This is a genomic window from Streptomyces nanhaiensis, from assembly GCF_046614825.1.
In the GTDB taxonomy this organism is placed as follows: domain Bacteria; phylum Actinomycetota; class Actinomycetes; order Streptomycetales; family Streptomycetaceae; genus Streptomyces; species Streptomyces radiopugnans.
Genome location: NZ_JBKJFM010000071.1, coordinates 1 through 22,651 on the forward strand (window position 1 = coordinate 1; position 22,651 = coordinate 22,651).

A 22,651-nucleotide genomic window follows, 5' to 3' on the forward strand; every position below is an offset into this window, starting at 1 on the left:
GCACGGGCAGCGGCGCGGGGGCCCCGTCGGCCGGCGGCGCGCTCTCGTGTACGGCGTCCGCCTCGCGGCGCGTGCCGGCCCTCCGGGGCGCGTCGTCGGCGGGCCGGTCCGCCACCAGCTCCTCGGGGATGTGGACGATCACCCGGGTGCCGCCGAACACCGACGGCCGGAACTCGACCCCCAGACCCAGCCCGGAGGCGAGCCGCGCGACCACGTACAGGCCGAGCCGGACGTCGTCGGCGCGGGAGAGCATGTCGGCGCGGGGCGGGTCGGCGATGAGCCGGTTGACCCGCTCGTACTCGTCCGGCTCCATGCCCAGGCCGCGGTCCTCGATCTCCACGACCAGGCCCCGCCCGACCATGCCGGCCCGCACCTCCACGGGGGTGGGCGGCTTGGAGAACGCGGCGGCGTTCTCCATCAGCTCGGCCAGCACGTGCACCACCGGGCCCACGGCGCGGCCGGTCAGCCAGGGCCGGCCCTCGACCTCGACCTGGATGCGCCGGTAGTCCTGTACCTCGCCCAGCGCGGCGCGCAGCACGTCGAGCATCTTCACCGGCTTGCGCCAGCGCCGCTGCGGCTGGCCGCCCCCGAGGATGACCAGGTTCTCCTCGTAGCGGCGCAGACGGGCCGTCAGGTGGTCGAGGTCGAACAGGCCCTCCAGCACCTCCGGGTCCTCGTGGCGGCGCTCCATCTCGTCGAGCTTCTTCATCTGGAGGCCGATGAGGAGCTGGGTGCGGCGGGCGATGCGCTGGAGCAGGCGCTCGAAGCCGCGGTGCTGCTCGACCTCCCGTACGGCGGTCTCGACGGCGCTGCGGCCCGCGAGGTTGAGCGCCTGGCCCAGCCGGCCCAGTTCGTCCCTCTCGTGACCGACCCGGGGCACCTCGGTCTCGGTGTCGACCGCCTCGCCGCGGCGCAGCCGCTCGACGACGTCCGGCAGCTTCCTCTCCAGCTCCAGGGCCTCCTGGCGCAGTGATGTGACGCGCCGCCGCAGGACGCTCGCGGTCCGCAGGCTGAGCGTGACGACCAGGAGGACCGCGGCCAGGCCGATGGCGGCGACGATCGTCATGCGGCGCTCCAGGGACGCCAGGGCCTCGTCGCCGACCCGGTTGATGTCGATGGTCCGGTTCATCACCAGCTTCTGGAACTGCGGGGTGATCGCGTCCACAGAGCTCCGCCACTCGGCCTCGGAGTCGGGCAGGGGGATGCCGGACGTTTCGTTGTGGGAGTGCGCGCCCAGCAGCACCCGTTCCGTCTCGGCCTTGCCCAGCCAGTGGCTGCTGGTGGTCATCTGGCGGTACAGCAGGAGGTCCTCGTGGGGCAGGTGGGGCGCGATCCGGCTCTCCAGCAGGAACTGCTGCGCGCCGATCCACTCGGTCAGGCTGGAGTGCTCGCCGTTGGTGATCCTGCGGGCGTCCCAGCCCCGGGCGAGCAGGGCGTCCTCGCGGGAGAGCATCTCCTTGGCCCAGAACAGGTCGATCAGGACCCTGGCCCGGGCCGTCACCTCGCTGTTCTGCGAGCGGCTCAGGGTCTCGAAGAGCCGCAGGTCGACGGCGATCAGCTCGGTGAAGTAGCGGAAGACGTCGGCCTGGCCCGCCACCCCGTTGTCCACGCTCTGGCGGATGCGGTCGATGCGGAGCATGTCCGAGCGGGTCAGCTCGACGATCTCCCGCAGGTCCTCGGGTGCGTTGGAGGCGTCGATGCCGGACAGCGAACGGAAGGCGCGAATGGCCTCGTCGGTCCGGGCGCGCTGCTCGCGCAGGGCGGTACGGGTCTGGCCGTCGGGCTCGGCCAGCATCTCGGCGCTGAGGCGCCGCTCCTCCTGGAGGTTGAAGTAGACGGCGTTGGCCGGGGTGCCGGCACGGGCGGCGAGGGCCTTCTCGTCTTTCTGGACCTCCCAGTCCCGCGCCCACTGGGCGGTGCTGACACCCCACAGGGCGACCATGGCGAGACTGGGCACGACGGCCAGGATGAGCAGGGCCGTCCGGATCGAGTTCGGACGCAGCGAACCCAGGCGGAACGTTTTGCTCGCCGACCGCCCCTGCCGCCTCGGCACACGGATGCGCAGTGCCATCTCTCCCCAGCAGTGGTTCACGGTGACGGGTCGCCGCTGGTGAGGGCGGCGAAGGACGGAGCGATGTTAGTCATACGCGGTGTCAAAAGAAAACAGGTGGGGGCGTACTTCGCATCACCTGACAGCACGTCCGGCAGCGCCCTCGGACCTGCCTCGTCGCGGTTCGCCGGCGGTTCCGTCCGGCAAATTGTTGAAAATTGGACGATGGTGTGGGGAGGGGGGCGGGGGGCCGGTTCCGGGGGAGCGGGATCACCGGGGGCGCCGGTGCCGCGGTGTGACCGGGATCATGGGAGACCGGGGGATTCCCCGCCGCGAATCCTGGGGCGGTGCGAGGGGGCGGACGCGCGGTCCCGGCCGTGCGGGACCGGGCCGCACGCCGCCGGCGTACGGCCCGCTCCCGCGGGGCGGGCTGGGTCAGCGACCGCGCAGCCGCTCGATCTCGCGCCGCTCCCGCTTGGTCGGGCGGCCGGCGCCGCGGTCGCGCCGGGCCGCCGGGGCGGTGTACTCGCGAGGGGGCGGGGGCGGGCTGTTGTCGACGAAGCACTCCGCCGCGACGGCGGCGCCGACCCGCTTGCGCACCAGGCGCGTGACGACGACGATCCGGTCGCGGCCCAGGTGGCGCAGCCGCACCTCGTCGCCGGGGCGCACCTGGTGGGAGGCCTTCACGCGGTCCCCGTTGATGCGGACGTGGCCCCCGCGGCAGGCGTCGGCGGCCATCGAACGTGTCCTGGTGAGCCGGACGGACCAGATCCAGCTGTCGATCCGTACGCTCGCCTCGTCTGCAGCCATGTCTCCGACTCTAGAGGAGCGTGCCGCGCGGCGGGTGCTCCGCCGCCGCCCTCGTCCTTCGCCTCCGCAACCAGAGCCCCTGGTGCGGGGTGCGGGGCGCGGCGTGCTCCGCGGAAAAACCGGGCGGGGGTCTTGACGGACGGCGCTTGCGGGAGGAAGGTCTGGCAGCGAGCATGGGAGCGCTCCCATCAAGCGGCGGGCCGTGCCGCGGGGGGAGTGCTCCGCCGAACCGCCCACGTCAGGAGCCGGGAACGTGCACAGACGCAGAAGAGGGACAGCCGCAGCCGCGGCAGCCGCCGCGCTGGCGCTGGCCGCCGGGGCCGCCGGGACGGCCGGGGCCGCCGACCGGGCCGAAGAGGGAGCGCAGAAGCGGGGACGGGGCGGGGAGCGCCTGTACGTACCGCCGGCCAACCCCGACGCGTACACGCAGATCGGGGAACTGGCCGAGGCGGGGGAGTACCGGGACGCCGCCGGCATCGCCCGGATGGTGACCACCCCGCAGGCCGTCTGGCTCAACGGGAACGGCGACGACAGCCGCATCCGGCAGGAGGTGGCCCGCATCGTGCGGGACGCCGCGCGCAAGGGCGCCCTGCCGGTGCTGGCCCTCTACAACGTCCCCGGGCGCGACTGCTCGCAGTACTCGGCGGGCGGCGCGGCGAACACCGCCGAGTACAAGGCCTGGATCGACGAGGTCGCCAGGGGCCTCGGCGGCAGGAGGGCGCTGATCGTCCTGGAACCCGACTCCCTCGCCCTGCTGCCCTCCGACTGCGGCCAGGACGACGACGAGGGCACCCTGACCGCCGCCCGCTACGAGGAGATCGGCTACGCCGTCGAGACCCTCTCGGCCCGGCCCGGCGCCACCGTCTACCTCGACGCCGGGCACAGCGGCTGGCACGGCGTCGGCTCCATCGCGCCCCGGCTGGTCGAGGCCGGGATCGAGCGGACCGCCGGTTTCTACCTCAACGCCTCCAACTACCGGGCCGACGACGAACTGGCCTGGTACGGCAAGCTGGTGTCCGGCTGCGTGGAGTACGTCCAGGGCGGCGGCGACGCGGCCTCCTGCCCCGACCAGTGGTCGGACAGGAACGACGCCCGGGCCTGGCTGGAGGAGAACGTCACCGCGGACCCGTCCGACCAGCCCCACTTCGTCACCGACACCAGCCGCAACGGCAAGGGGCCGTGGACCGCGCCGGCGGACCTGTACCCGGACCCGCAGGAGTGGTGCAACCCGCCGGACCGCGGCCTGGGCGCGCGGCCCACCACCCGAACCGGTGACCCGCTGCACGACGCCCGCCTGTGGATCAAGATCCCCGGAGAGTCGGACGGTCTGTGCCTGCGCGGCACCGAGGGGCCCCTGGACCCCGCGCGCGGCACGGTCGACCCGGCGGCCGGCCAGTGGTTCCCGGAGCAGGCGCTGGAGCTGGTGCGCAACGCGGAGCCGCCGCTGCGCCCCTGAACCACGACCACCCGTCCGGAAGGCTCCCCGCGCCTGGAGTCCCGGTCGGGAACCCCCGGTCCGGCGGCGCGATGAGGGCGCGCCGCCGAACCGGTTCCGCGTCCGGCCCCGGTGTCTCCTCCGCCGGGGCCGGACGTCCGGCCCGGTGGCCGCCGGCCGGGGCCGGAAGCCCCCCACCGGCCGCGTGCCGAGAGCGCGGCCCCACCGGAAGGACGGCACCGCGATGAGACGGACGACGAGAGGGACCCCCGGACAGCGGACGGGACGGACACCGGCCGGCACCGCGTTGCGCGGGCGGCTGCGGCGGATGACCGCGGGAGCGGCGGTGAGCCTGATGGTCGCCTGCAGTCTGAACGGCACGCCCGCCGCGGCGTCGGCCGACGCGCCGCCCGCCTACGAGGACCCGGCCCTGCCGGTGGACGACCGCGTCGAGGACCTGCTGTCCCGCATGTCCCTCGACGACAAGATCGGCCAGATGACCCAGGTCGACCGGAGCGCGCTGGAGACGCGGTCGGACCTGGCGGCCTACCGCATCGGCTCCGTCCTGTCCGGCGGCGGCTCCGCCCCCACTCCCAACACCCCCCAGGCGTGGGCGGAGATGTACGACTCCTTCCAGCGCACCGCGCTGTCCACCCCGCTGGGCATCCCCATGATCTACGGCGTGGACGCCGTCCACGGCCACAACAACGTGCACGGGGCGACGATCTTCCCCCACAACATCGGGCTCGGCGCCACCCGCGATCCCGGACTGGTGGAGCGGATCGGGCGCGCCACAGCCGAGGAGGTCTCCGGCACCGGCGTCGACTGGACCTTCGCGCCCTGCCTGTGCGTGGCCCGCGACGACCGCTGGGGACGCACCTACGAATCCTTCGGCGAGACACCCGAACTGCCCGGTGCGATGACGTCGCTGATCGACGGCCTCCAGGGCGCCTCGCTCGACGCCCCCGGCTCGATCCTGGCCACCGCCAAGCACTACATCGGCGACGGCGGCACCACCGGCGGCGACGACCAGGGGAACACCGAGCTGAGCGAGGCCGAGCTGCGCGCGATCCACCTGCCGCCGTTCCGCGAGGCGGTGGAGCGGGGCGTGGGCTCGGTGATGGTCTCCTACAGCAGCTGGAACGGCGCGAAACTGCACGGCCACCGCTACCTGATCACCGACGTCCTCAAGGGCGAACTGGGCTTCACCGGCTTCGTGGTGTCCGACTGGGCGGGCGTGGACCAGCTCGACGGGCGGGAGGGCTTCACCGCCTCCGAGGTCCGCGACGCGGTGAACGCCGGCATCGACATGGTGATGGTGCCCCACGACTACCGCAGGTTCATCGAGCTGCTGCGCGGCGAGGTGCGGGCCGGACGGGTGCCGATGGAGCGCGTCGACGACGCCAACCGCCGCATCCTGGCGAAGAAGTTCGAGCTGGGTCTGTTCGAGAACCCCTACACCGACCGCTCCTACACCTCCACGATCGGCTCCGCCGCCCACCGCGAACTCGCCCGGGAGGCGGTGCGCAAGTCCCAGGTGCTGCTGAAGAACTCCGGCGGGCTGCTGCCGCTGGCCGGGTCGGCGAAGGTCTTCGTGGCGGGGAAGAACGCCGACGACATCGGCAACCAGAGCGGCGGCTGGACCATCACCTGGCAGGGCTCCAGCGGTGACATCACACCGGGCACCACCATCCTGGAGGGCATGCGGGCCGCGGCCTCGGACCCCTCGAAGGTCGCCTACGACCGCTACGGCAACGGCATCGACGGCTCCTACGACGTGGCCGTGGCCGTCGTCGGCGAGAGGCCGTACGCGGAGATGGAGGGCGACCGGCCCGGTCCGATGGGACTGGACCAGGAGGACCTGGCCACCCTCTCCAGGCTCAAGGCCTCCGGGGTGCCGGTCGTGGTCGTGCTCGTCTCCGGCCGCCCGCTGGACATCGCGGGGCAGCTCGACGGCTGGGACGCGCTGCTCGCCTCCTGGCTGCCGGGCACCGAGGGCGCGGGGGTGGCCGACGTGCTCTACGGCGGCCACGCGCCGACGGGGAAGCTACCGGTGACCTGGATGCGGTCCGCGGCCCAGCAGCCGGTCAACGACGGCGACGGCAAGGACGCGCTGTTCCCCTACGGGTACGGACTCACCTACACCGACGCCGGCCCGGAGGAGCCCGGAGAGCCGGAGGAACCGGAGGAGCCCGGTGACCCGGGCGGCCCCGGCCAGGCGCTGTGCACCGCCGACTACCGGGTCGTCAACCAGTGGTCGGGCGGCTTCCAGGCCGAGGTGACGGTGCGGAACAACGGCTCCGCCCCCGTCGACGGCTGGCAGGTGCGCTGGACCCCGCAGGGCGGGTTCACCGTCGGCAGCGTCTGGAACGCCACGCTCACCCGCTCCGGCGACACCGTGATCGCCACCGGCGCGGCCTGGAACGCGCGGCTGGCCCCCGACGGCTCGGCGACGTTCGGCTTCACGGCCACCGGGTCCCCGGCCGTGCCGGACACCGTCTGCGGCGGCTCCTGACACGACTGCCCGCTCCGGTCCGGCCCCGGCCCGAACCCGTCACCGGGGCCGGACCCGAGCCGTCACCGGAGCCGCCGAACGGGTGTTTCCTCCCTTTTCGCCCGGGTACCGGGGCTGGGTCAGCGAAGAAGGGACGAGGTGACCATGCGGTACGACACCTTCCTCGGACAGGTACAGGCGCGTGCCCGGCTGGACAACCCCGGCGCGGCCGAGACCGCCACCCGGGCCAGCCTGGAGACCCTCGCGGAACGGGTCCCGGCCACGGTCGCGGAGAAGCTGGCAGCCCAGCTCCCACGCGAGGTCGGAGAGCATCTGCGCAGGGTGGCGTACGCGCCCGACGAGCCGGCCTCGGGCATGCGGATGAGCCCCCAGGAGTTCTTCGACCGCGTCGCGCAGCGCGCCTCGGCCGACCGCCCCAAGGCGATGCACGAGGCCCGCTGCGTGATCGAGGTGGTCGACGAGGCCACCGGCGGGGCGTGCTCGGCGAAGATCCGCCCCTCACTGGACGACGAACTCGCCCGAGTGCTTTTCGCGGGCAGTTCGGGGCACACGTGAGCAGGGGCGGTGCGGGTCACCGGCCCGGTGCCCCGGCACCCGCCGGGGCATCCGTGCGACGATCCCCGAGACGGTGACCGTGTTCTTCTTCTTCTCCAACCGCACCGGGTGCCTGGGCTCCCTGCTGGTCAGCCTGGCCGGTACGGCCCTTCTGCTCCTGCTCCTCCACAGCTGCCAGGGGCGCTGAACGGGGCCGACCGGGAAAGCGGGGCGGGCCCTGCGCGCCGGGGCGCCTACGCGGTCCCCGGCGACGGCAGCGGCTCGCCGCACCGCTCGCAGACGCCCGAGCCCGTCCGCTCGTTCATCCGGCCGCAGGAGGGACAGACCCGGTCCAGCATGCACGGGCCCTCGCCGCCCTCGCCACCGCCCCCGTCCCCGCCGGGAGCGGCGCGCCCCACGGACGGCGGGCGCGCGCCGACGGTCATGCCGGGCCGCCGGCGGTGGACGGTCAGGTAGACCAGACCGTCCGGGCCCGCCCGCAGAGCCCGCCGCGAGGTGCGCGGCAGCCACACCAGGGCGCTGGGGGCGAGCGCCCGGCGCCCGCCGGAGCCGTCCTCCACCTCCCCGCCGCCGGCGATCACGAGCAGCAGGACGTCCAGATCGTTCTCGGCGTGCTCGCCGACGGACGCACCCGGCGGCAGGCGCACCAGGTTCGCGTCGAGCTGCCGTCCGGACTCGGCCAGCCGCCACAGAGCCCCTCCCTCGTCCGGTGCCGCCCGCGCGATGCGGTCGCCGAGGTCGGTCAGGACGCGGGGGCTCTGGTCGGGGGACACCGGCACCTCCGGGAAGGGGCGTGGACGGTCACCCCGATCCTACGGCGGCCCGCCCGGCGTCCGGGCCGGCCGTCCCGGTACCGCACGGCACTAGGCTTGCCCCCGAGATGAGACGCAGACGCCCGGTCCCGCCCTCCCCCCTGCCGCAGCGCCACGGGATCGATCCCGTCCGCCTCAGGCTGCCCGAGGACGGCCGCTGGGAGACGGTCCGGGACCATCTGGTCGACCGGCTGCCCGCGGTGGCGCCCGCCCTGATCGACGCCATGCTGCGCGAGGGCGCCGTCTGGTGCGCGGACGGCCCCCTGGCGCCCGCCGCCCCCTACCGGCCGGGGGCCCACCTGTGGTTCCACCGGGAGCTGCCGGAGGAGGTGCCGGTGCCGTACGCGGTGGAGGTGCTGTACCGCGACGACGTCCTGGTCGTCGCGGACAAGCCGCACTTCCTGGCCACCACACCGCGCGGCCGCCACGTCACCGAGACCGCGCTGGCCCGGCTCCGCCGCGACCTGGGGCTGCCCGCGCTCAGCCCGGCGCACCGGCTGGACCGGCTCACCGCGGGCGTGGTGATGTTCACCGTCCGCCCCGAGCACCGCGCCGCCTACCAGGACCTCTTCCAGGGCCGGCGGGTGCACAAGGAGTACGAGGCCGTGGCGCCCCACGACCCGGGCCTTGAGCTGCCGCGCACGGTGCGCAGCCGGATCGTCAAGGAGCGCGGGGTCATCGCCGCGCGGGAGGTGCCGGGGGAGCCCAACAGCGCCAGCCGCGTAGAACTGCTGGAGCACCGCGGCGGACTCGGCCGCTACCGGCTGGTGCCGGTGACCGGCCGCACTCACCAGCTGCGCCTGCACATGAGTTCCCTGGGTGTCCCCGTCCTGGGCGACCCGGTCTACCCGGCGGTCACCGACCCCGCCCCGGACGACTTCCGCCGCCCTCTCCAACTGCTGGCCAGATCACTGGAGTTCACAGACCCGATAACCGGCCGCGCACGCCGCTTCACCAGTCGGCGCACGCTGTCCGCCTGGGAGTGCCAACGGCGGTGGGCCGCCGGTGGCACCGCCGGGCAGCCCGGGAGGCGGTGAGCACACCCCCGACCGGGTGATCAAGCGCCCCATGGCCGGGGAGTCCGGGGGTAACCGGGAAGACGCCTCTCGGGAAGCCGACCGGCGGAAAGGGGCTGCGCATGAGCGGCGACGGAACGGGAAAGGCCGTGCTCTTCGATGTGGACGGCACTTTGGTGGACACGACCTACCTGCACACCGTGGCCTGGTGGGAGGCGCTGCGGCAGTCCGGCCGCCGGGTGCCGATGTCGGTGATCCACCGGACCATCGGCATGGGAAGCGACCAGCTCCTCGCCCGGTTCCTCGGCGAGGACCACGATCCGGACGAGGCAGCCTCCGTCAGCGCCGCCCACCACACCCTGTACGCCGAGTACTGGCCGAGGCTGGCCCCGCTGGACGGAGCGGCCGAACTGCTGAGGGCCTGCGCCGACCGCGGCTGGACGGTGGTCCTGGCCAGCTCCGCGCGCGGCGACGAACTGGAGGCGATGCGGCGCGCGGTGGGCGCGGAGGAGGCGGTGACCGCCGCGACCAGCTCCGACGACGTGGAGGCCAGCAAACCCGCGCCCGACCTGGTGCGCTCCGCGCTCGACGACGCGCAGGTCACTCCGGAACGGGCCGTCTTCGTCGGCGACACCGTGTGGGACGTGGCTGCGTGCGGGCGGGCGGGCGTGCCCTGCGTGGGAGTGCTCTCGGGCGGCATCACCCGGCGGGAGCTGGAGGAGGCGGGTGCGGCGGAGGTCTACGAGAACCCCGCCGACCTGCTGGCCCACCTGGACGACAGCCTGCTCGCCCGCCGGCCCGGCCGGGACTGAGCCCCGCCCGCGCCCCGGCCGGCGAGGCCCCCGCCTCACCGGCGGTCAGCAGCGCACCGGTCCGGGAACGGTCATGCGGAAGGGGCGCACCGCGGCCGAGAGCCGTGCGGTGGTGCGCTCCAGGGGCGGAAGCCGGTCCGACCACGAGGTGACCGCCACCCTCTCGGGGCGCAGGGAACCCACCAGGCGGCCCGGGACGAACAGCCGCCGCCCGGCCGAGCCGGAGAAACCCGCAAGGGGCAGGGGGAGAGCCGGGAGCCGGAGCCTCCCCGGGGCGAAGGCCAGCCCGGCGACCGGGCCGTCGTGGTCGGTGACGCGCACCGATCCGTCCGTCCACGTGAACGAGGCGAGCTCCTTGGGCAGTCCCCAGATGTCCCGGCCGCCCCGCACCGACGCGGTGTCGCTGACCCAGATGCGGTCGATCAGCAGTCCGGCGCGGCGGCCGCGCCGGACCAGCGGGCCCATGGCCAGCTCGTCGTATACGAGGGTGCCCTCCCGGTACCGGACGAGCCCGACCGCCAGCAGGGAGGTGCCCGCCAGCGGGCGGAGGTCCGGGGGGACGGGCAGCCGGTGGCGCACCGGCAGGAGCGCCGCCCACAGATGCCCCCGGAAGCTCCAGGGGGCCGGCGGGTACGGCGGGAGCGGCCCGCTCGGGGCGGGGGCGGGATCCGGCATGTTCCACGGCTCCTTCCTGCCACGGCCTGCGGTGCGCGGACCTCGTACCCCGTGCGCGGCGGGCCATGTGGGACGCGGGCGGGCCGCGCGACGGCGGGTGGGTGCCCCGCGGCCCGGCCGCGGGGCACCCACCCGGGATGCCGCCGAGTACTACTCCGCCGTGGTGGCGTTGCTGGTCATGCAGCCCTTGGTCTGGCTGCCCGCACTCGGGAGCAGGCCGCCCAGCAGGCCGGGGTTGACGTGCTCGGAGCACATCTGGACGCCCGACTCGGGGCTGGTCGAGGCGGCGGTGGCGGCGGGGGCGGCGGCGAACAGGGCGCAGCAGAGACCGGCACCGACCGCGGACACGCGGACAAGACGACGCATGGGATCAATCTCCTTCGAGACGTTGGGGACTTCCACCGTGACCCCGCTGCGGCCCGGTCGCGCGGCGGCCTGCTGCATTCGGCCTCCCAAGTCACCCGCAGGGATTTGTCGATCTGTCGCTCTACAGCTCTGTCGCCCAGACGTCCCGTCGCCCTGCCGTCCGCCCTGCGGGTGCCGCGGCGAGGGTCTGCCGGAAGGCCGGGCCTTCGCGGCACCCGGACGGACGGCGGCCGCCTCGTGCGGGTCCCTTTCGGACCCGCCGGGCGGCACGTCCTCCTCCCGGGCCCGGCTTCCTCGTCCAAGGCGAGCCGGAGTCGGGGTGTCTCGGCTCGTTTGGGGGCCGGCCGGAGAAGGGAGGAGCCGGCGGCCGATCTGTGCGGGGGGACGGACACCCGGCCGCCGGCGGCGTCAGCGCACGGAACTCCGCTGACCGATGTGACTCCCTTGCGGGTTGTGTCCTTCGCGTACCCGCCGTTCACGGCGGCACGCATGCGGATGGCACCCGGATGCCGGACGGGTGCCGCGGGCCCGCCGGGCGGGGGCTCGGGAACGACGGGGCCGAACGGCCGTGGAAACGGTGCCGGTTGAGCCACCGGTGGAGGACGGTCTCGTCGACCGCGGCCGTGAGCGCCGCACCGATCAGCGCGCGGACCGCCGGCGAGCGCGGCGGCCGCAGCGGAGGGCGGGGCGCCGGGCCGGTCCGTCCGTCGTGGTGTGCCGTCCCCTCCGGGGGGGGAGCGGTACGCCGGCTGTCACGCGCCGGACGGGGAAGCTCTCCCGGCGAGCTCGCGCAACCGGTCCACCGGCACCGCGGGCACCGTGCGGCCCAGCCGGCCGGTCGTGGTGACCGCCGCGCACAGGGCGTTGAGCACCGACTCCTCGACCGCGCTGAGAACCGCGCCGAACAGCGGGTCGAGGCAGCGGTCGGGCACCGCTGCCGGCACCCCGCCGCGCAGCGGGGAGGTGCTGAACGCGAGCCCGTAGTCCCCGCTGCCGTGGCCGTAGGAGGCGCCGACCCGGCCCAGTGCGAACACCGCGCGGCGGGCCAGCCGGCCCAGCTGCCGGGCGTCCAGCGCGGCGTCGGTGGCGACGACCACCATGCACGAGCCGTCCTCTCCGGGACCCGGGTCCGCCGGCGGGCCGGCCGGCTCCGGGAGGACGGCGGCACCGGCGATCCGCAGCGTCCCGCCGAAGTTGGCCTGCGTCAGCACGCCCACCGAGGCCGTGCCCGCCGCCTCCAGACCGACCTGCCGGGAGGCGGTGCCGATCCCCGCCTTGAACCCCAGCGCGCAGGTGCCCGTGCCCGCGCCGACACACCCTTCCGCCACCGGTCCGCCCGCGGCGCCCTCGATCGCGGCCAGCACGTGCTCCTCGCGCACCGGCCGGGCCCTGATGTCGGAGAGGTACCCGTCGTTGCACTCGCCGACCACCGGGTTGAAGGAGAGCACCCCGGCGTGTTCGGGACGGGCGAGCATCCAGCTCACCACGGCGTCCGCGGCGCGGAAGGCGCAGAGGGTGGAGGTGAGGACGACCGGCGACTCCAGCTGCCCCAGCTCGGCGAGCTGGGTGGCGCCGACCAGCTTGCCGTAGCCGTTGGCGGTGAACAGCGCGGCGGGCAGCACGGTGCCGCCGGGGTGGGGCCCGATGCCCGCCGGGACGACGGCGGTCACCCCGGTGTGCACATCGGGCTCCACGCGGACGGTGGTGTGCCCCACGGTGACGCCCGGCACGTCGGTGATCGCGTTGTACGGGCCCGGCTCGTCGCCGTCCGCCACGATCCCCAGCTCCCGCGCCCGCCGGGAACGTCGGAGGTGCGAGGAATAGTGTGCCATGCGCCATCCTTCCGGTTGTCTCCTGCCACGGGCCCTCCGTCCGCGGGGCCCTCCGTCCGCGCGGCCCTCCGCCCGCGGCGATCAGGCTCCCATCCGGGAGGCCGCCGAGCGCGTCAGCAACCTCGCGGCCTGACCCAGGAGCACTCCAGGTCCGACGGCGGGGTGCCGGGCGTTGTGGAGCGCGGGGCGGCCGGCTCCGCACCGTTCACGCCGCCCCCCTCCTGTCCGCCGTGTGAGGCGAGGGTGACCGCGATCGCGTCCTCGATATCCTTCACGGAGGAGGCGAGGTGGTTGTTGAGCACGACGCTGAAGAACATCTCGCGCCCGTCGGCGCCGGTGACGTAGCCCGACAGCGACGAGGCGCCGGTCAGCGAGCCGGTCTTGGCGCGCACGTTGCCCGCGGCCGGGGTGCCGCACATCCGGGAGCGGAGGGTGCCGCCCACCATGCGGTCCCTCTCGCAGGCCACCGGCAGGGAGTCGTACCACTGGCCGAACCACGGCTCGTCCCGCACCGAGACCAGCAGCCGCGCGAGCTGCCCGGCGGGCATGAGGTTCATCCGGGACAGGCCCGAGCCGTCCACCTGGCGCAGGGTGCCGGTGTCCAGTCCCTCGCTCTCCAGATAGCCGGCGACGGCCGACAGCCCGGCGCTCCAGGTGCCGCGGCCCGAGGTCTTGTGGCCGACGGCCTTGGTGAGCACCTCCGCGTGGTTGTTGTTGGAGAGCTTCATGAACGGCAGGAGCAGCTCCTTCAGCGGCATCGAGCGGTGCTCGGCCACGGTCTCGGCGCCGCGGGGAACGGCCCGGCCCAGGAGGGTGCCGCCCGAGACGCGCACCCCGTGGCCGGCGAGCGCGTCGGCGAAGACGGCGGCGGCGTAGCCGGTGGGCTCCCAGACGCTGGTCCAGGAGACCGTGGGATCCGCCCCGACGGGTATGTCCCCGTCGACCACGATGGTGTTGCCGCCGTGCTCGCGTTCGACGGAGAGGGTGTCGGGCTCGCCCTCGGCGACGGTGGTGCCGCGTATGTCGACGGTGACGTAGTCGTTGGGCGGCGTCAGGGTGACCTCCGGCCTGTCGCCGGGCTTCTCGCCGGGGACGGCGCGCACGCGGACGGTGCCGGCGTCGTAGTCGGTGTCGGGGGCGACGGTCAGCGGGGAGATCTGTGCGGAGTAGTAGGCGGACTCGTCGTCGGCGGCCCAGGAACGGCCCAGGCGCCGGTCGTCGAAGCGGGTGTCGTCGGCGACCAGCCGGCCGGTGACGCGTCTGATGCCCGAGGCGGCGACCTCGGCGGCGAGCCGGTCGTAGTCCTCGGCGAGCATGGTCGGGTCGCCGGTGCCGCGCAGGTACAGGTCGCCGTGGAGCACCGGGCCGCGGCGCCGGCCGTCGGTCAGCACGTCGGTGCGGAAGCGGTGTCCGGGGCCGAGCAGTTCCATCGCGGCGGCCGATGTCGCCAGTTTGGCGTTGGAGGCGGGCATCAGCCGGTCGCCGGGCCGGTGCTCGTAGAGGACGCGGCCGGTCTCGGCGTCGCCGACGACCACGCCCGCCGCGGCGCCGGACAGCCGGTCGTCGGCCAGGACGCGGTCGAGCGCGGCCGCCAGCCCGGCGTCGGCGGGGTCCTCCGCCCCGGCCGGGAGGCTCCAGGTGAGGGTCAGGGCGAGGCCTGCGGCAAGCGGCCACCAGCGGGCTCTGGCGCGGAGTCGTGTTCCTGGGCTGCGTCTGGTCATGGAGCGAGGATCGCGCAGTTCCCCGGCCCGCGACAGAAGGCCGGAGCCGCCCGGCCGCCGGGCGCCTCCGCGGCGGCCCTCGGTGTTGTCGTGGCACGGTGCTGGTGCGCACGGGTGACGTGGCGTGCGAATGCCCCGGTACGGCCGGGGGATGGGGGAGGGTTGGGGTACCGGATCCGTCCCGCGCGGCACGGACCGTCCCGGCGGAACCCGACCACGGAAGGTGCGGAAGCAACGGTGCGCGGCTCTCGATCCCCCGGAGGAGCTCGGGCGGGCGGGAACCGGATGAGGGGCCACGCCCCCGCGAGGCTCGGCTCCCGGACCCTGGCGGCCCTGCTCGTCTTCGTGACGCTGCTGGTGGTGGTGCCCGACTACCTGACCGAACGGGGTCTCGGGCTGGTCCCCCTGCTGATCTTCCTCCCGGCCTTCGTCGCGGGCCGCGGCACGGTGCGGCAGACCGCAGTCGCCGCCGGGTGGGTCGTCGTCGTCCTGGTGGGGCTGCTGCTCTACGACCCCTTCCAGACGGTCTCCGCCAACCTCTCGACGGTCGCCTTCACCGCGGTGCTGGGCGGGCTGAGCGTCGCCGGGGCCTGGCAGCGGAGCCGCAGGGACGAGGAGATCAGCCGGCTGCGTTCGGCCGCCGCCGCGCTGCAGCGCCAGATCCTGCGCCCTCTTCCGCTGCTCACCGACCGGCTCCTGACCGACGGCGTGTACGAGCCGGTGGAGGAGGACAGCAGGGTCGGCGGCGACATCTACGAGGTCATGCCCTCGCCGTACGGCACCCGGGTGCTCATCGCCGACGTCCAGGGCAAGGGGCTGCCCGCCATCGGGACGGCCTTCGCGGTACTGGGCGCCTTCCGGGAGGCCGCCGGCCGGGAGCCGGAACTCACCGCGGTCGTGGAGGCCCTGGAGAGCGCGGTCGTCCGGCACAACGCCTTCGAGGCGCAGACCGGGGAGCCCGAACGCTTCGTCACCGCGCTCGTCCTGAACGCCGACGGCGGACGGGAGGTCCAGGTGGTGGACTGCGGGCACATCCCGCCGTACCTGCTGCACCGGGAGCGGACCGGGCCGGCGGTCCGTCCGGTCCCGCTGCGGAACTCCGGGGTGCCCCTCGGGCTGGGCTCCCTCGCTCCGGAGTCCCGCGCCGTCGAGCGGTTCCCCCTCCCGCCCGGCGCCATGCTGCTGCTCTGCACGGACGGCGTCACCGAGGCGCGTGACTCCGCCGGAGCCTTCTTCCCACTGGAGGAGCGGCTGGCCGGCTGGGTGGACGCCTCTCCCCGCGAGGTGGCCGCGGGCCTGCTGGACCAGCTGGCGGTCCACACCGGGGGCAGCCCGGCGGACGACATCGCCCTTCTGGTCCTGCGCAGGAGTACGCCGTCGGCGCCGGAGCGCGAGGACCCCTCCGGCAGCGGCGGGCCCGGCCCCCCGGCCGCCGGTTCCCGTTAGGCGGGGTTCACACCCGCCCGGGCCGCGGCCGGCCCGGAGTCCTCGGGGCGGGGGCCGAACCACTCGCACAGCAGGACGGTCGCGTCGTCCTGGAGCAGGCCGCCGTGGTGGTGGAGTACGGCGTGGACCAGACGGCGCAGGGTCTCGGGCACGGGCAGGCCGTCGGCGTGGTGGCGGATGAGGAAGTCGAGGAAGCGGGAGAGGCCGAACTCGCGGCCGCCCGGCCCGCGTGCCTCGGTGATGCCGTCGGTGTAGAACACCACGCGGTCGCCCGGCTGGAGCTGCTCGCGGCACAGGGTGCTGGCCAGGCCCAGTCCGGTGCCCATCGGATGGGTGGGCGGGCAGCGCAGCAGGGTGGACCAGCGTCCGCCGCGGATGACGACCGGCGGGTGGTGCCCGCGGTTGACCCAGGAGAACACACCGGTGCGGGTGTCCAGGGCGGCCAGGATCCCGGTGGCGTAGCGGGTGTTGCCGAACTGCCGTACCAGGGTGTCCTCGATCGCCTCGCCGGTCTCGGTGAGCGAGGCCCCCTGCCGCCGCAGGTTGCGGCAGGCGGCCACGGCCAGACCGGCGGTGAGCCCGGCCGCGGTGTCGTGGCCCATGGCGTCGAAGACCGACAGGTGGACGACGGGGCCGGCGGTGGCGTAGTCGTAGGCGTCGCCGCTGACGAGGTACGCCGGCTCCAGGGCCGCGCTGATCACCACCCGGCCGTCGGCGTAGGTGCGCGGGGGCATCAGGTGCCACTGCATCTCGGCCGCGACGTTCATCTCCCGGGTGCGCGTCAGCCGGGCGGAGGTGTCGCTGGTCCTGCCCTTGCTGTCCAGCAGGAGCGCCGTCACGGCGGCCAGCAGTCCCATGTGCTCGTGGGTGCGGTCGTCGTCGAGGGCGGTGCTGACGTTCAGCACCCCCAGGCGTTCGGTGCCGTCCAGCAGGGGAACCCACCACCGGTAGCCGTGCGGCCCGGCTCCTGCGGCGGGCAGGGTCTGGCCGTACTGGAAGGCCCGGCCGGGCACGGTTCCCTCGACGGCCAGCTCCCTCTCCTCGGTGTCCGGCAGCGGGTCGCGGCCCGGCAGCAGGCGCAGCGAGTACTGCTGCAGGTCGGCCAGGTAGATCCGCACGTCCTGGAGTCCGGCGGCCGCCGCGTGCTCGGCCACGGTGTCCGGCAGCATCTCCAGAGGCGTCATGTGACTGGCTCTCAGCAGGCCGGCGAGCATGAGGCGGACGGCGGGGTCCCGCTCCGGCACAGTGGCTCCTTACGGTCGTCCGTCCGGCAGTGGGGCCGCTTCGGCGGCGGTGGCGGGCAGGGGGCCGGGGCGCGCAGGGAGCGGCCGGTGGCCGCCGGGAGGGGGATCGCCGGCCACCGGTGCGAGGGCGCCCGGGCGCCTGTTCGCGACTCCACCTGCAGGCGCCCGGACGCAACCGTCGCCTACCCCGGGACGCGCGCGGCACGCCTGCGGCCGCGGGACTCCGGCGCATGGAGGGGGTGGTCGCCCCGCCCGGGGTAATCGGGGTGCGCCGGGGGCCGCGCCGGTGCCAGGATGCGTCGCGTGGAGAGCGACGATCCCGTCATCCGCCGTGCGCAGGCCCGCGACGCCGCCGCGGTGGCCGGTGTGTGGCTGCGTTCCTTCGCCGCGGCGCTCCCCGGTGTCCGCCGGGCGCACGGCGACGAGCAGGTGCGGGCCTGGTTCCGGGATGTGGTCGTACCGCTCCGGGAGACGTGGGTGGCCGTGTGCGGGGACGCGGTGGTGGGGATGATGGTGCTCGGCGAGGGGGAGTTGGAGCAGCTCCACCTCGACCCCGGGTGGCGGGGCCGGGGGCTGGGCGACCGGTTCGCGGACCTGGCGAAGCGGCGGAGGCCGGACGGGCTGGAGCTGTGGACGTTCCAGGTCAACGGCCCGGCGCGGCGGTTCTACGAGCGGCACGGTTTCGTCGCGGTGGAGTGCACCGACGGCCGGCGCAACGAGGAGCGCGAGCCCGACGTCCGGTACGTGTGGCGGCCCTCACCCGCGGTCGTGGTGCGGGAACTGACGGCCGGGGACTGGGCCGGCTGGCGCGAGCTGCGGCTCGCCGCCCTCGCGGAGGCACCGTACGCGTTCGGGTCCCGGCTCGCGGACTGGCAGGGCGGCGGCGACCGTGAGGAGAGGTGGCGGGCCCGGCTGGGTGTCCCCGGTGCGCACTTCGCCGCCCTGCTGGAGGGCCGGCCGGTCGGCCAGGTCAGCGGCGTCGCGGAACCGGGCGGGGAGGCGGCCGAGCTGGTCTCGATGTGGGTCGGCCCGGACGCGCGGGGCCGGGGTGTGGGGGACGCGCTGGTACGGGCGGTGGAGGGATGGGCCCGGAGAGCGGGGGCGAGGAAGCTGCGGCTGTCGGTGATGCCGGGCAACGAGCACGCGGCGGCCCTCTACCGCCGCCACGGTTTCGAGGACCTGGGCCCGGTCGGCGACGGGCTGCCAGGCGGCCGCCGGGAGCACGTCATGGTCAAACCGCTGGTCTGAGGCCGGGCCCGAGCCCGAACCCGGGGGCGCGGGGTCTCAGTCCCCGCCGCGTGCCGCGGACCGCCAGTGCGCGGGACGGTCCAGCCGCCGGGGCAGTGCGGTCCGGGCGTCTCCGCGGGCCGCGTCGGCCTGCGGCTGGGTGAGGAAGATGCTGCCGGTCAGGTCGGCGCCCCGCAGGTCGGCGTCCCGCAGGTCCGCGCCGATCAGGTCCGCCCCGCGCAGGTCGGCGGCGATGAGGTACGCCCCGCGCAGGTCGGCTCCGCGCAGGTCGGCGCCCTTGAGGCGGGCCCCCATCAGATCGGCCCGGCGGTGGTTTCGGCGGCTCCCGTGGTGGCCGGGGGCGGCGGCCCGTACCAACTCGCTGGTGCACAGCAGCAGTTCGTCGACCCCGCGGCGGACCTCCGGCACGTCCAGCTCCGCGAGCTCCCCGGCGCCGGCGCGGGTGAGGCGGCCGACCTCCTCCAGCGCCCGGCGCAGTTCGCGGCGCAGCGGGCGGGCCGGCGGCAGTTCCAGCGCCTCGGACAGGTACCACAGGAACTCGTGGAGCTGCCGCATGACGGGGAAGACCTCGAACATCCGCCGGGCGGTGCGGGGGTCCTCGCGCCAGTGCCGTCCGCCGAAGGTGACCTGGGAGACCTTCTGGCCGGCGCCGAAGCACTCGAAGACGGTGCAGCCGGAGAAGCCCTCCTGCCGCAGCCGGGAGTGGATGCCGCAGCGGAAGTCCTCCCGCAGGTTCCCGCACGGCTGCCCGGCGTCCTTGCCGACGGCGAAGCCGGCCGAGGGCGCGAAGGGCAGTGCGACGCAGCACAGTGCGAAGCAGGAGCCGCAGTCGGCCCGCAGCTCCGGATCCGGGGCGGGATCCGGAGCGCTGCGGGGTGCGGGCCGCCGGCCCGTGCGGTCCCGGCCGGCGGCGGGCGGCCGCCGCCGCTTGCCGGGGGAGGTTCTGGGGGACACCGGGCGTGTTCTCCTGCCGTGCGTGCGTGCGTGAGTGCGGGCGGGCGCCGCCTGCAGGGCCAGGGAGCGGGCACCATTGTGCCCTGCCGGCAGGGGCACCGCGGCAGGGGCGGACCCGCCGTCGCGTCCGCCGTACCGGTCACATCGCCCTGATCCGCATGTACCGCACCAGGGAGGGCGCTCCCGCCGCGGCGGTCGCCGCGGCGGCGGCCAGCAGGACGCCCACGGCGACGCGCACCACGGCGGCGGGGATGAAGAGGCCGTTCCTCATCGGTTCACCTCCTTCCCGGTGTTCCCTGCGAGTACTTCCTCCACCAGGTACTCCACCAGCCCGACAGCCTCGCCCACGGCCCGCCGCACGGGTTCGCTGAGCCCGACGGCGACGTCCGGTTCGTCGCCGCGCATGCGCACCAGCGGTTCGCAGCCGACGACCAGGACGCGCGGCAGCCCGGCGCCGCCGTCGGCCGCGAGGCGCCGGGCCAGGGCCAGCGTCCTGACCGGGTCCATGGCGTGCGCCTCGGGTGCGGCGTGGGCGCCGTCGAAGGCGCCGGCGTCCGGTTCGATGACCGACACCGTGCCGGGCGTCTGCCCGTGGGGCGCGGCGTCGACCAGTACGGCCGTGTCGTACCCCTCCAGCAGCCGGTAGGCCAGGTCCATCCCGCGGATGCCGAAGTCCGCCACGTGGACGCCGTCGGGCAGGGGCCGCTCGCGCAGCGCCTCGGCCACCGCGGGGCCGAACCCGTCGTCGGCGAGGAAGACGTTGCCGATCCCGGCCACCAGGACCCGGGCGCGGGGCGCGGCCGGCTCCTCGGCCGGTCCGGCCGGTTCCAGCTCCTGGGGGGAGAAGAAGAAGCGGTGGCCCATCTGCCCGCTGGTGCCGAAGTCGATCCCCGCCGGGTCGTCGTCGAGGACCACCGCGACGTGGACGCGGCCCTCCATGTCCTCCTCGACCGCGTCGATCTCGGCGGTGCGCCCGGTGAGGGCGAGGTCGAGGATGTCGGCGCCGGGGGAGGGGCGCAGCCGCACCCGTCCACCTCTTCCCAGCCGCACCCCGCCGACCAGTACCGTCCTGTCCCTCACGCCTCCTCCCCCACGGGCCGGAACTCGCGGATGGCGCCGTGCAGGGCGAGCAGTTCGTCGGGGCCGAGCCCCGCGCAGCGGTCCAGGATCTCCCGCGCCCTGGGGTCGCAGGCCCGTGCCTCCCGCTTCTCCTCCTCGGTCAGGCTCATCACGCCGAGGATCAGCAGCCGGTCGATCTCCGTGCCGTCGAACAGGTCGCCCGGGCTCTCGGGCGCCACCTCGGGGAAGTCGTACAGGGTGACGGGGGAGGAGAGCACGGTGCGGGCGAACGATCCGTCACCTGCGCCGCCGGTCTCCGTGTCGGTTTCGGTGTCGTCGTCCACGAGAACGGGCCAGGTGCCCTGGTTCTCGCACCGCGAGACCGCCTCCCGCAGCCGCCCGGGCGGGTCCAGGAGCGAGACGAAGCGCCCGGTGCGGCTGTGCAGCACGGTGTGGGTGGAGACGAAGGCGTAGGCGCAGGCCGCCTCCCGGGCGCCCCGGTCCACGGGGTCGGGCGCGGGGCAGGGCGTGGTGTTCTCGACGCGCACGGTGAGCCGGAACACCCCGTCCGCGACGGGCTCGGCGCCGACCTCGACCGTGCCCCTCAGCGCGTTCCACCGGCGGACGAGGGCGCCGGCGGTGCGGCCCGACGCGTCCAGGACCGGTTCGCGGTCGGTGCCCGCGGGGACGTCGACGGGAGTGCGCACCGTCCGGCCCAGGACGGTGTCCAGCCGCACGGGTACGGACACCTCGCGCTCGGTCGCCTCCTGCCAGGCGAGGTGGCGCTCGCCGTCCACGGTCAGCTCGTCCACGGCCTCGGGCCCGCCGGGACCCTCCCTGACCACGCCGCGGTCGACGACGTGCAGGAACCGTACGCGTACGGCCACCTCGGTGCGGTCGGCCGGGCGGCCGCCGGTGTCGAGCAGCACCTGGGTGCGCATCCGGTGCGGCTCGCCCAGGGTGTCGGCGCACGAGCGCGGGAAGACGCCGCCGAAGGTCCAGCGCTTGGTGTTCTTCAGCGCGGATCTGCGGTACGGCCAGAGCAGGTAGCCCTCGTACAGGCAGGTGCGCACGATCTTCTCGACCTTCCCCGCGGGCTCGGCCGTGCGCTCCGCCGGTGTCACGTCGTCCATGGTGCTCCGGTGGTCTCGGGTGTTCTGGAGGTGCTGGGGGTGTCGGAGGGGTCCGAAGCGGCGGGGGAGGGGGCGCGGCGGCCGTCCGCCCGGTCCAGCAGGGCGCCGACGGCGTCGTCCAGGGTGCCCAGCGTCAGGCGGGCGCGGTAGGCGTCGAGCCGGTCGTGGGTCTCGCGGGACAGCCGCAGCCAGGGGCTGCCTCCGCAGTAGCGGTCGACCAGCGCGTGCCACAGGGCGGCGGGCAGCCGGTAGCCGGCGTCCTCGGCCCAGGAGATCTGGGCCGTTCTCAGACGGCCCTGACCGCCGTCGAAGAAGACCGTGCCGCTGAAGAGGAAGTCCAGCGGCACCTCCCCGTCGGGGACGGCGCGCAGGTACTTGGTGACGGCCAGTTCGGCGTCGCAGGCGCACGGCACCGTCAGGCCGATCGTGGTGGTCCCGTCGAACGGGGGCACCACCGTCGTGGTCCGGGTCCAGGCCAGCGGGCGCAGGGTGGTGGCCCACCGCTCCGGCTCGCCGAACAGCTCGGCCAGGGCCGCCCGCGCCCGCTGGTCGTAGTGGCGGCGGGTGACGTCGATCCTGATCGCGGCGGTCAGGCTGACCGAGCGGACCGGGCCGCCGCCGGTGCGGGTGATCTCCACGTCGAAGCGGAGTGTGGGCACGGCGGCGTGGCGCTCGGGCTCCGCGCCCGTGACGTCGAAGGAGAGGGCCGGGATGAGGTGCCGGGACGGAGCGCCGGCCGGTTTCGCGTACGGCGCCGTCATGACGGCGAGAGGTTCGGCATCCCGGGCATCACCGGGTCGCGGCGCCCGGCGTTGACGCCCGTCGACCGGCGGGCCGTGGAGCGGCCGCCGGGCAGGAGACCGGGGGTCTTGCGGTAGGAGCCCTTCTGGTTGCCCTGCCTGGTGCCCTTGACGTGGGCCGCCCTGTCGGGCCTCACATCGGCCTTGCCTACGGCGATACGGGCCATG

Annotated in this window: 21 protein-coding genes and 1 pseudogene; 8 read left to right on the top strand and 14 right to left on the bottom strand. The window is 74.9% G+C overall.

From position 1 onward, the window contains the following. A partial coding sequence (locus ACLIYP_RS16705) for a sensor histidine kinase (RefSeq protein ID WP_412713929.1) occupies positions 1–2,071 on the bottom strand: 2,071 nt, incomplete at its 3' end. A gap of 414 nt (positions 2,072–2,485) precedes the next feature. Beyond that, positions 2,486–3,049 (bottom strand): RNA-binding S4 domain-containing protein, encoded by a 564-nt coding sequence (locus tag ACLIYP_RS16710; protein ID WP_412713930.1) that lies wholly within the window; start codon positions 3,047–3,049, stop codon positions 2,486–2,488. Positions 3,050–3,113: 64 nt separating this feature from the next. On the opposite strand from ACLIYP_RS16710, the gene ACLIYP_RS16715 reads away from it, so the two are divergent. The 3 genes from ACLIYP_RS16715 to ACLIYP_RS16725 all read left to right on the top strand — a co-directional run bounded on the left by ACLIYP_RS16715 (position 3,114) and on the right by ACLIYP_RS16725 (position 7,365). Continuing rightward, a complete protein-coding gene (locus tag ACLIYP_RS16715; protein WP_412713931.1) occupies positions 3,114–4,316 on the top strand; it encodes a glycoside hydrolase family 6 protein in 1,203 nt (400 codons plus the stop codon). 334 nt (positions 4,317–4,650) lie between these two features. Then, positions 4,651–6,810, top strand: a complete 2,160-nt coding sequence (locus tag ACLIYP_RS16720) for a glycoside hydrolase family 3 N-terminal domain-containing protein (RefSeq protein WP_412713949.1) — start codon at positions 4,651–4,653, stop codon at positions 6,808–6,810. Positions 6,811–6,954: 144 nt separating this feature from the next. Next, positions 6,955–7,365 carry a DUF2267 domain-containing protein gene (locus ACLIYP_RS16725; RefSeq protein WP_412713950.1) on the top strand — a complete coding sequence of 137 codons (411 nt, stop codon included), beginning with the start codon at positions 6,955–6,957 and terminating at the stop codon, positions 7,363–7,365. A 233-nt stretch (positions 7,366–7,598) separates the two neighbouring features. Here ACLIYP_RS16725 and ACLIYP_RS16730 read toward each other — a convergent pair whose 3' ends face one another. Further along, positions 7,599–8,138 (bottom strand): cupin domain-containing protein, encoded by a 540-nt coding sequence (locus ACLIYP_RS16730; protein WP_412713932.1) that lies wholly within the window; start codon positions 8,136–8,138, stop codon positions 7,599–7,601. Between the two features lie 107 nt (positions 8,139–8,245). Between ACLIYP_RS16730 and ACLIYP_RS16735 the strand changes: the two genes are divergently transcribed. Both ACLIYP_RS16735 and ACLIYP_RS16740 read left to right on the top strand, forming a co-directional pair. Further along, positions 8,246–9,214: an RluA family pseudouridine synthase gene (locus ACLIYP_RS16735; protein WP_412713933.1), complete on the top strand. Its 969-nt coding sequence runs from the start codon at positions 8,246–8,248 to the stop codon at positions 9,212–9,214. Between the two features lie 101 nt (positions 9,215–9,315). Then, positions 9,316–10,005, top strand: coding sequence for an HAD family hydrolase (locus ACLIYP_RS16740; RefSeq protein ID WP_412713934.1), 690 nt, complete (start codon positions 9,316–9,318; stop codon positions 10,003–10,005). Between the two features lie 45 nt (positions 10,006–10,050). Here ACLIYP_RS16740 and ACLIYP_RS16745 read toward each other — a convergent pair whose 3' ends face one another. The 4 genes from ACLIYP_RS16745 to dacB form a co-directional block, all read right to left on the bottom strand. Beyond that, positions 10,051–10,680, bottom strand: a complete 630-nt coding sequence (locus ACLIYP_RS16745; protein WP_412713935.1) for an acetoacetate decarboxylase family protein — start codon at positions 10,678–10,680, stop codon at positions 10,051–10,053. Positions 10,681–10,830: 150 nt separating this feature from the next. Then, positions 10,831–11,046, bottom strand: coding sequence for a hypothetical protein (locus ACLIYP_RS16750; RefSeq protein WP_143071764.1), 216 nt, complete (start codon positions 11,044–11,046; stop codon positions 10,831–10,833). A 752-nt stretch (positions 11,047–11,798) separates the two neighbouring features. Further along, positions 11,799–12,878 carry a P1 family peptidase gene (locus tag ACLIYP_RS16755; protein ID WP_412713936.1) on the bottom strand — a complete coding sequence of 360 codons (1,080 nt, stop codon included), beginning with the start codon at positions 12,876–12,878 and terminating at the stop codon, positions 11,799–11,801. Between the two features lie 113 nt (positions 12,879–12,991). Further along, a complete protein-coding gene (gene dacB, locus ACLIYP_RS16760; RefSeq protein WP_412713937.1) occupies positions 12,992–14,599 on the bottom strand; it encodes a D-alanyl-D-alanine carboxypeptidase/D-alanyl-D-alanine endopeptidase in 1,608 nt (535 codons plus the stop codon). Between the two features lie 285 nt (positions 14,600–14,884). On the opposite strand from dacB, the gene ACLIYP_RS16765 reads away from it, so the two are divergent. Next, the gene (locus ACLIYP_RS16765; protein WP_412713938.1) at positions 14,885–16,045 is read left to right on the top strand and encodes a PP2C family protein-serine/threonine phosphatase; all 1,161 of its coding nucleotides are present in this window, start codon (positions 14,885–14,887) and stop codon (positions 16,043–16,045) included. Here ACLIYP_RS16765 and ACLIYP_RS16770 read toward each other — a convergent pair. Then, positions 16,042–17,259, bottom strand: a complete 1,218-nt coding sequence (locus ACLIYP_RS16770; protein WP_412713951.1) for a PP2C family protein-serine/threonine phosphatase — start codon at positions 17,257–17,259, stop codon at positions 16,042–16,044. The two genes, ACLIYP_RS16765 and ACLIYP_RS16770, sit on opposite strands and share 4 nt — an antisense overlap. A gap of 333 nt (positions 17,260–17,592) precedes the next feature. Between ACLIYP_RS16770 and ACLIYP_RS16775 the strand changes: the two are divergent. After that, a pseudogene (locus tag ACLIYP_RS16775) lies at positions 17,593–18,045 on the top strand (GNAT family N-acetyltransferase); the annotation flags it as partial. A 15-nt stretch (positions 18,046–18,060) separates the two neighbouring features. Continuing rightward, on the top strand, positions 18,061–18,537 hold the full coding sequence (locus tag ACLIYP_RS16780) for a GNAT family N-acetyltransferase (RefSeq protein WP_412713952.1): 477 nt from the start codon (positions 18,061–18,063) through the stop codon (positions 18,535–18,537). Between the two features lie 36 nt (positions 18,538–18,573). Here ACLIYP_RS16780 and ACLIYP_RS16785 read toward each other — a convergent pair whose 3' ends face one another. The 6 genes from ACLIYP_RS16785 to ACLIYP_RS16810 all read right to left on the bottom strand — a co-directional run bounded on the left by ACLIYP_RS16785 (position 18,574) and on the right by ACLIYP_RS16810 (position 22,650). Then, positions 18,574–19,377 carry a pentapeptide repeat-containing protein gene (locus ACLIYP_RS16785; protein WP_412713953.1) on the bottom strand — a complete coding sequence of 268 codons (804 nt, stop codon included), beginning with the start codon at positions 19,375–19,377 and terminating at the stop codon, positions 18,574–18,576. Positions 19,378–19,630: 253 nt separating this feature from the next. Further along, on the bottom strand, positions 19,631–19,762 hold the full coding sequence (locus tag ACLIYP_RS16790; RefSeq protein ID WP_281250763.1) for a hypothetical protein: 132 nt from the start codon (positions 19,760–19,762) through the stop codon (positions 19,631–19,633). Next, on the bottom strand, positions 19,759–20,571 hold the full coding sequence (locus ACLIYP_RS16795) for a hydrogenase maturation protease (protein WP_412713939.1): 813 nt from the start codon (positions 20,569–20,571) through the stop codon (positions 19,759–19,761). Before ACLIYP_RS16795 ends, ACLIYP_RS16790 begins: the two co-directional genes overlap by 4 nt. Beyond that, on the bottom strand, positions 20,568–21,683 hold the full coding sequence (locus ACLIYP_RS16800; protein ID WP_412713940.1) for a hypothetical protein: 1,116 nt from the start codon (positions 21,681–21,683) through the stop codon (positions 20,568–20,570). Before ACLIYP_RS16800 ends, ACLIYP_RS16795 begins: the two co-directional genes overlap by 4 nt. Continuing rightward, positions 21,671–22,444: a DUF6084 family protein gene (locus ACLIYP_RS16805; RefSeq protein ID WP_412713941.1), complete on the bottom strand. Its 774-nt coding sequence runs from the start codon at positions 22,442–22,444 to the stop codon at positions 21,671–21,673. Before ACLIYP_RS16805 ends, ACLIYP_RS16800 begins: the two co-directional genes overlap by 13 nt. Beyond that, positions 22,441–22,650, bottom strand: a complete 210-nt coding sequence (locus ACLIYP_RS16810) for a hypothetical protein (protein ID WP_237883809.1) — start codon at positions 22,648–22,650, stop codon at positions 22,441–22,443. Before ACLIYP_RS16810 ends, ACLIYP_RS16805 begins: the two co-directional genes overlap by 4 nt. Between the last annotated feature and the right edge of the window lies 1 nt (position 22,651).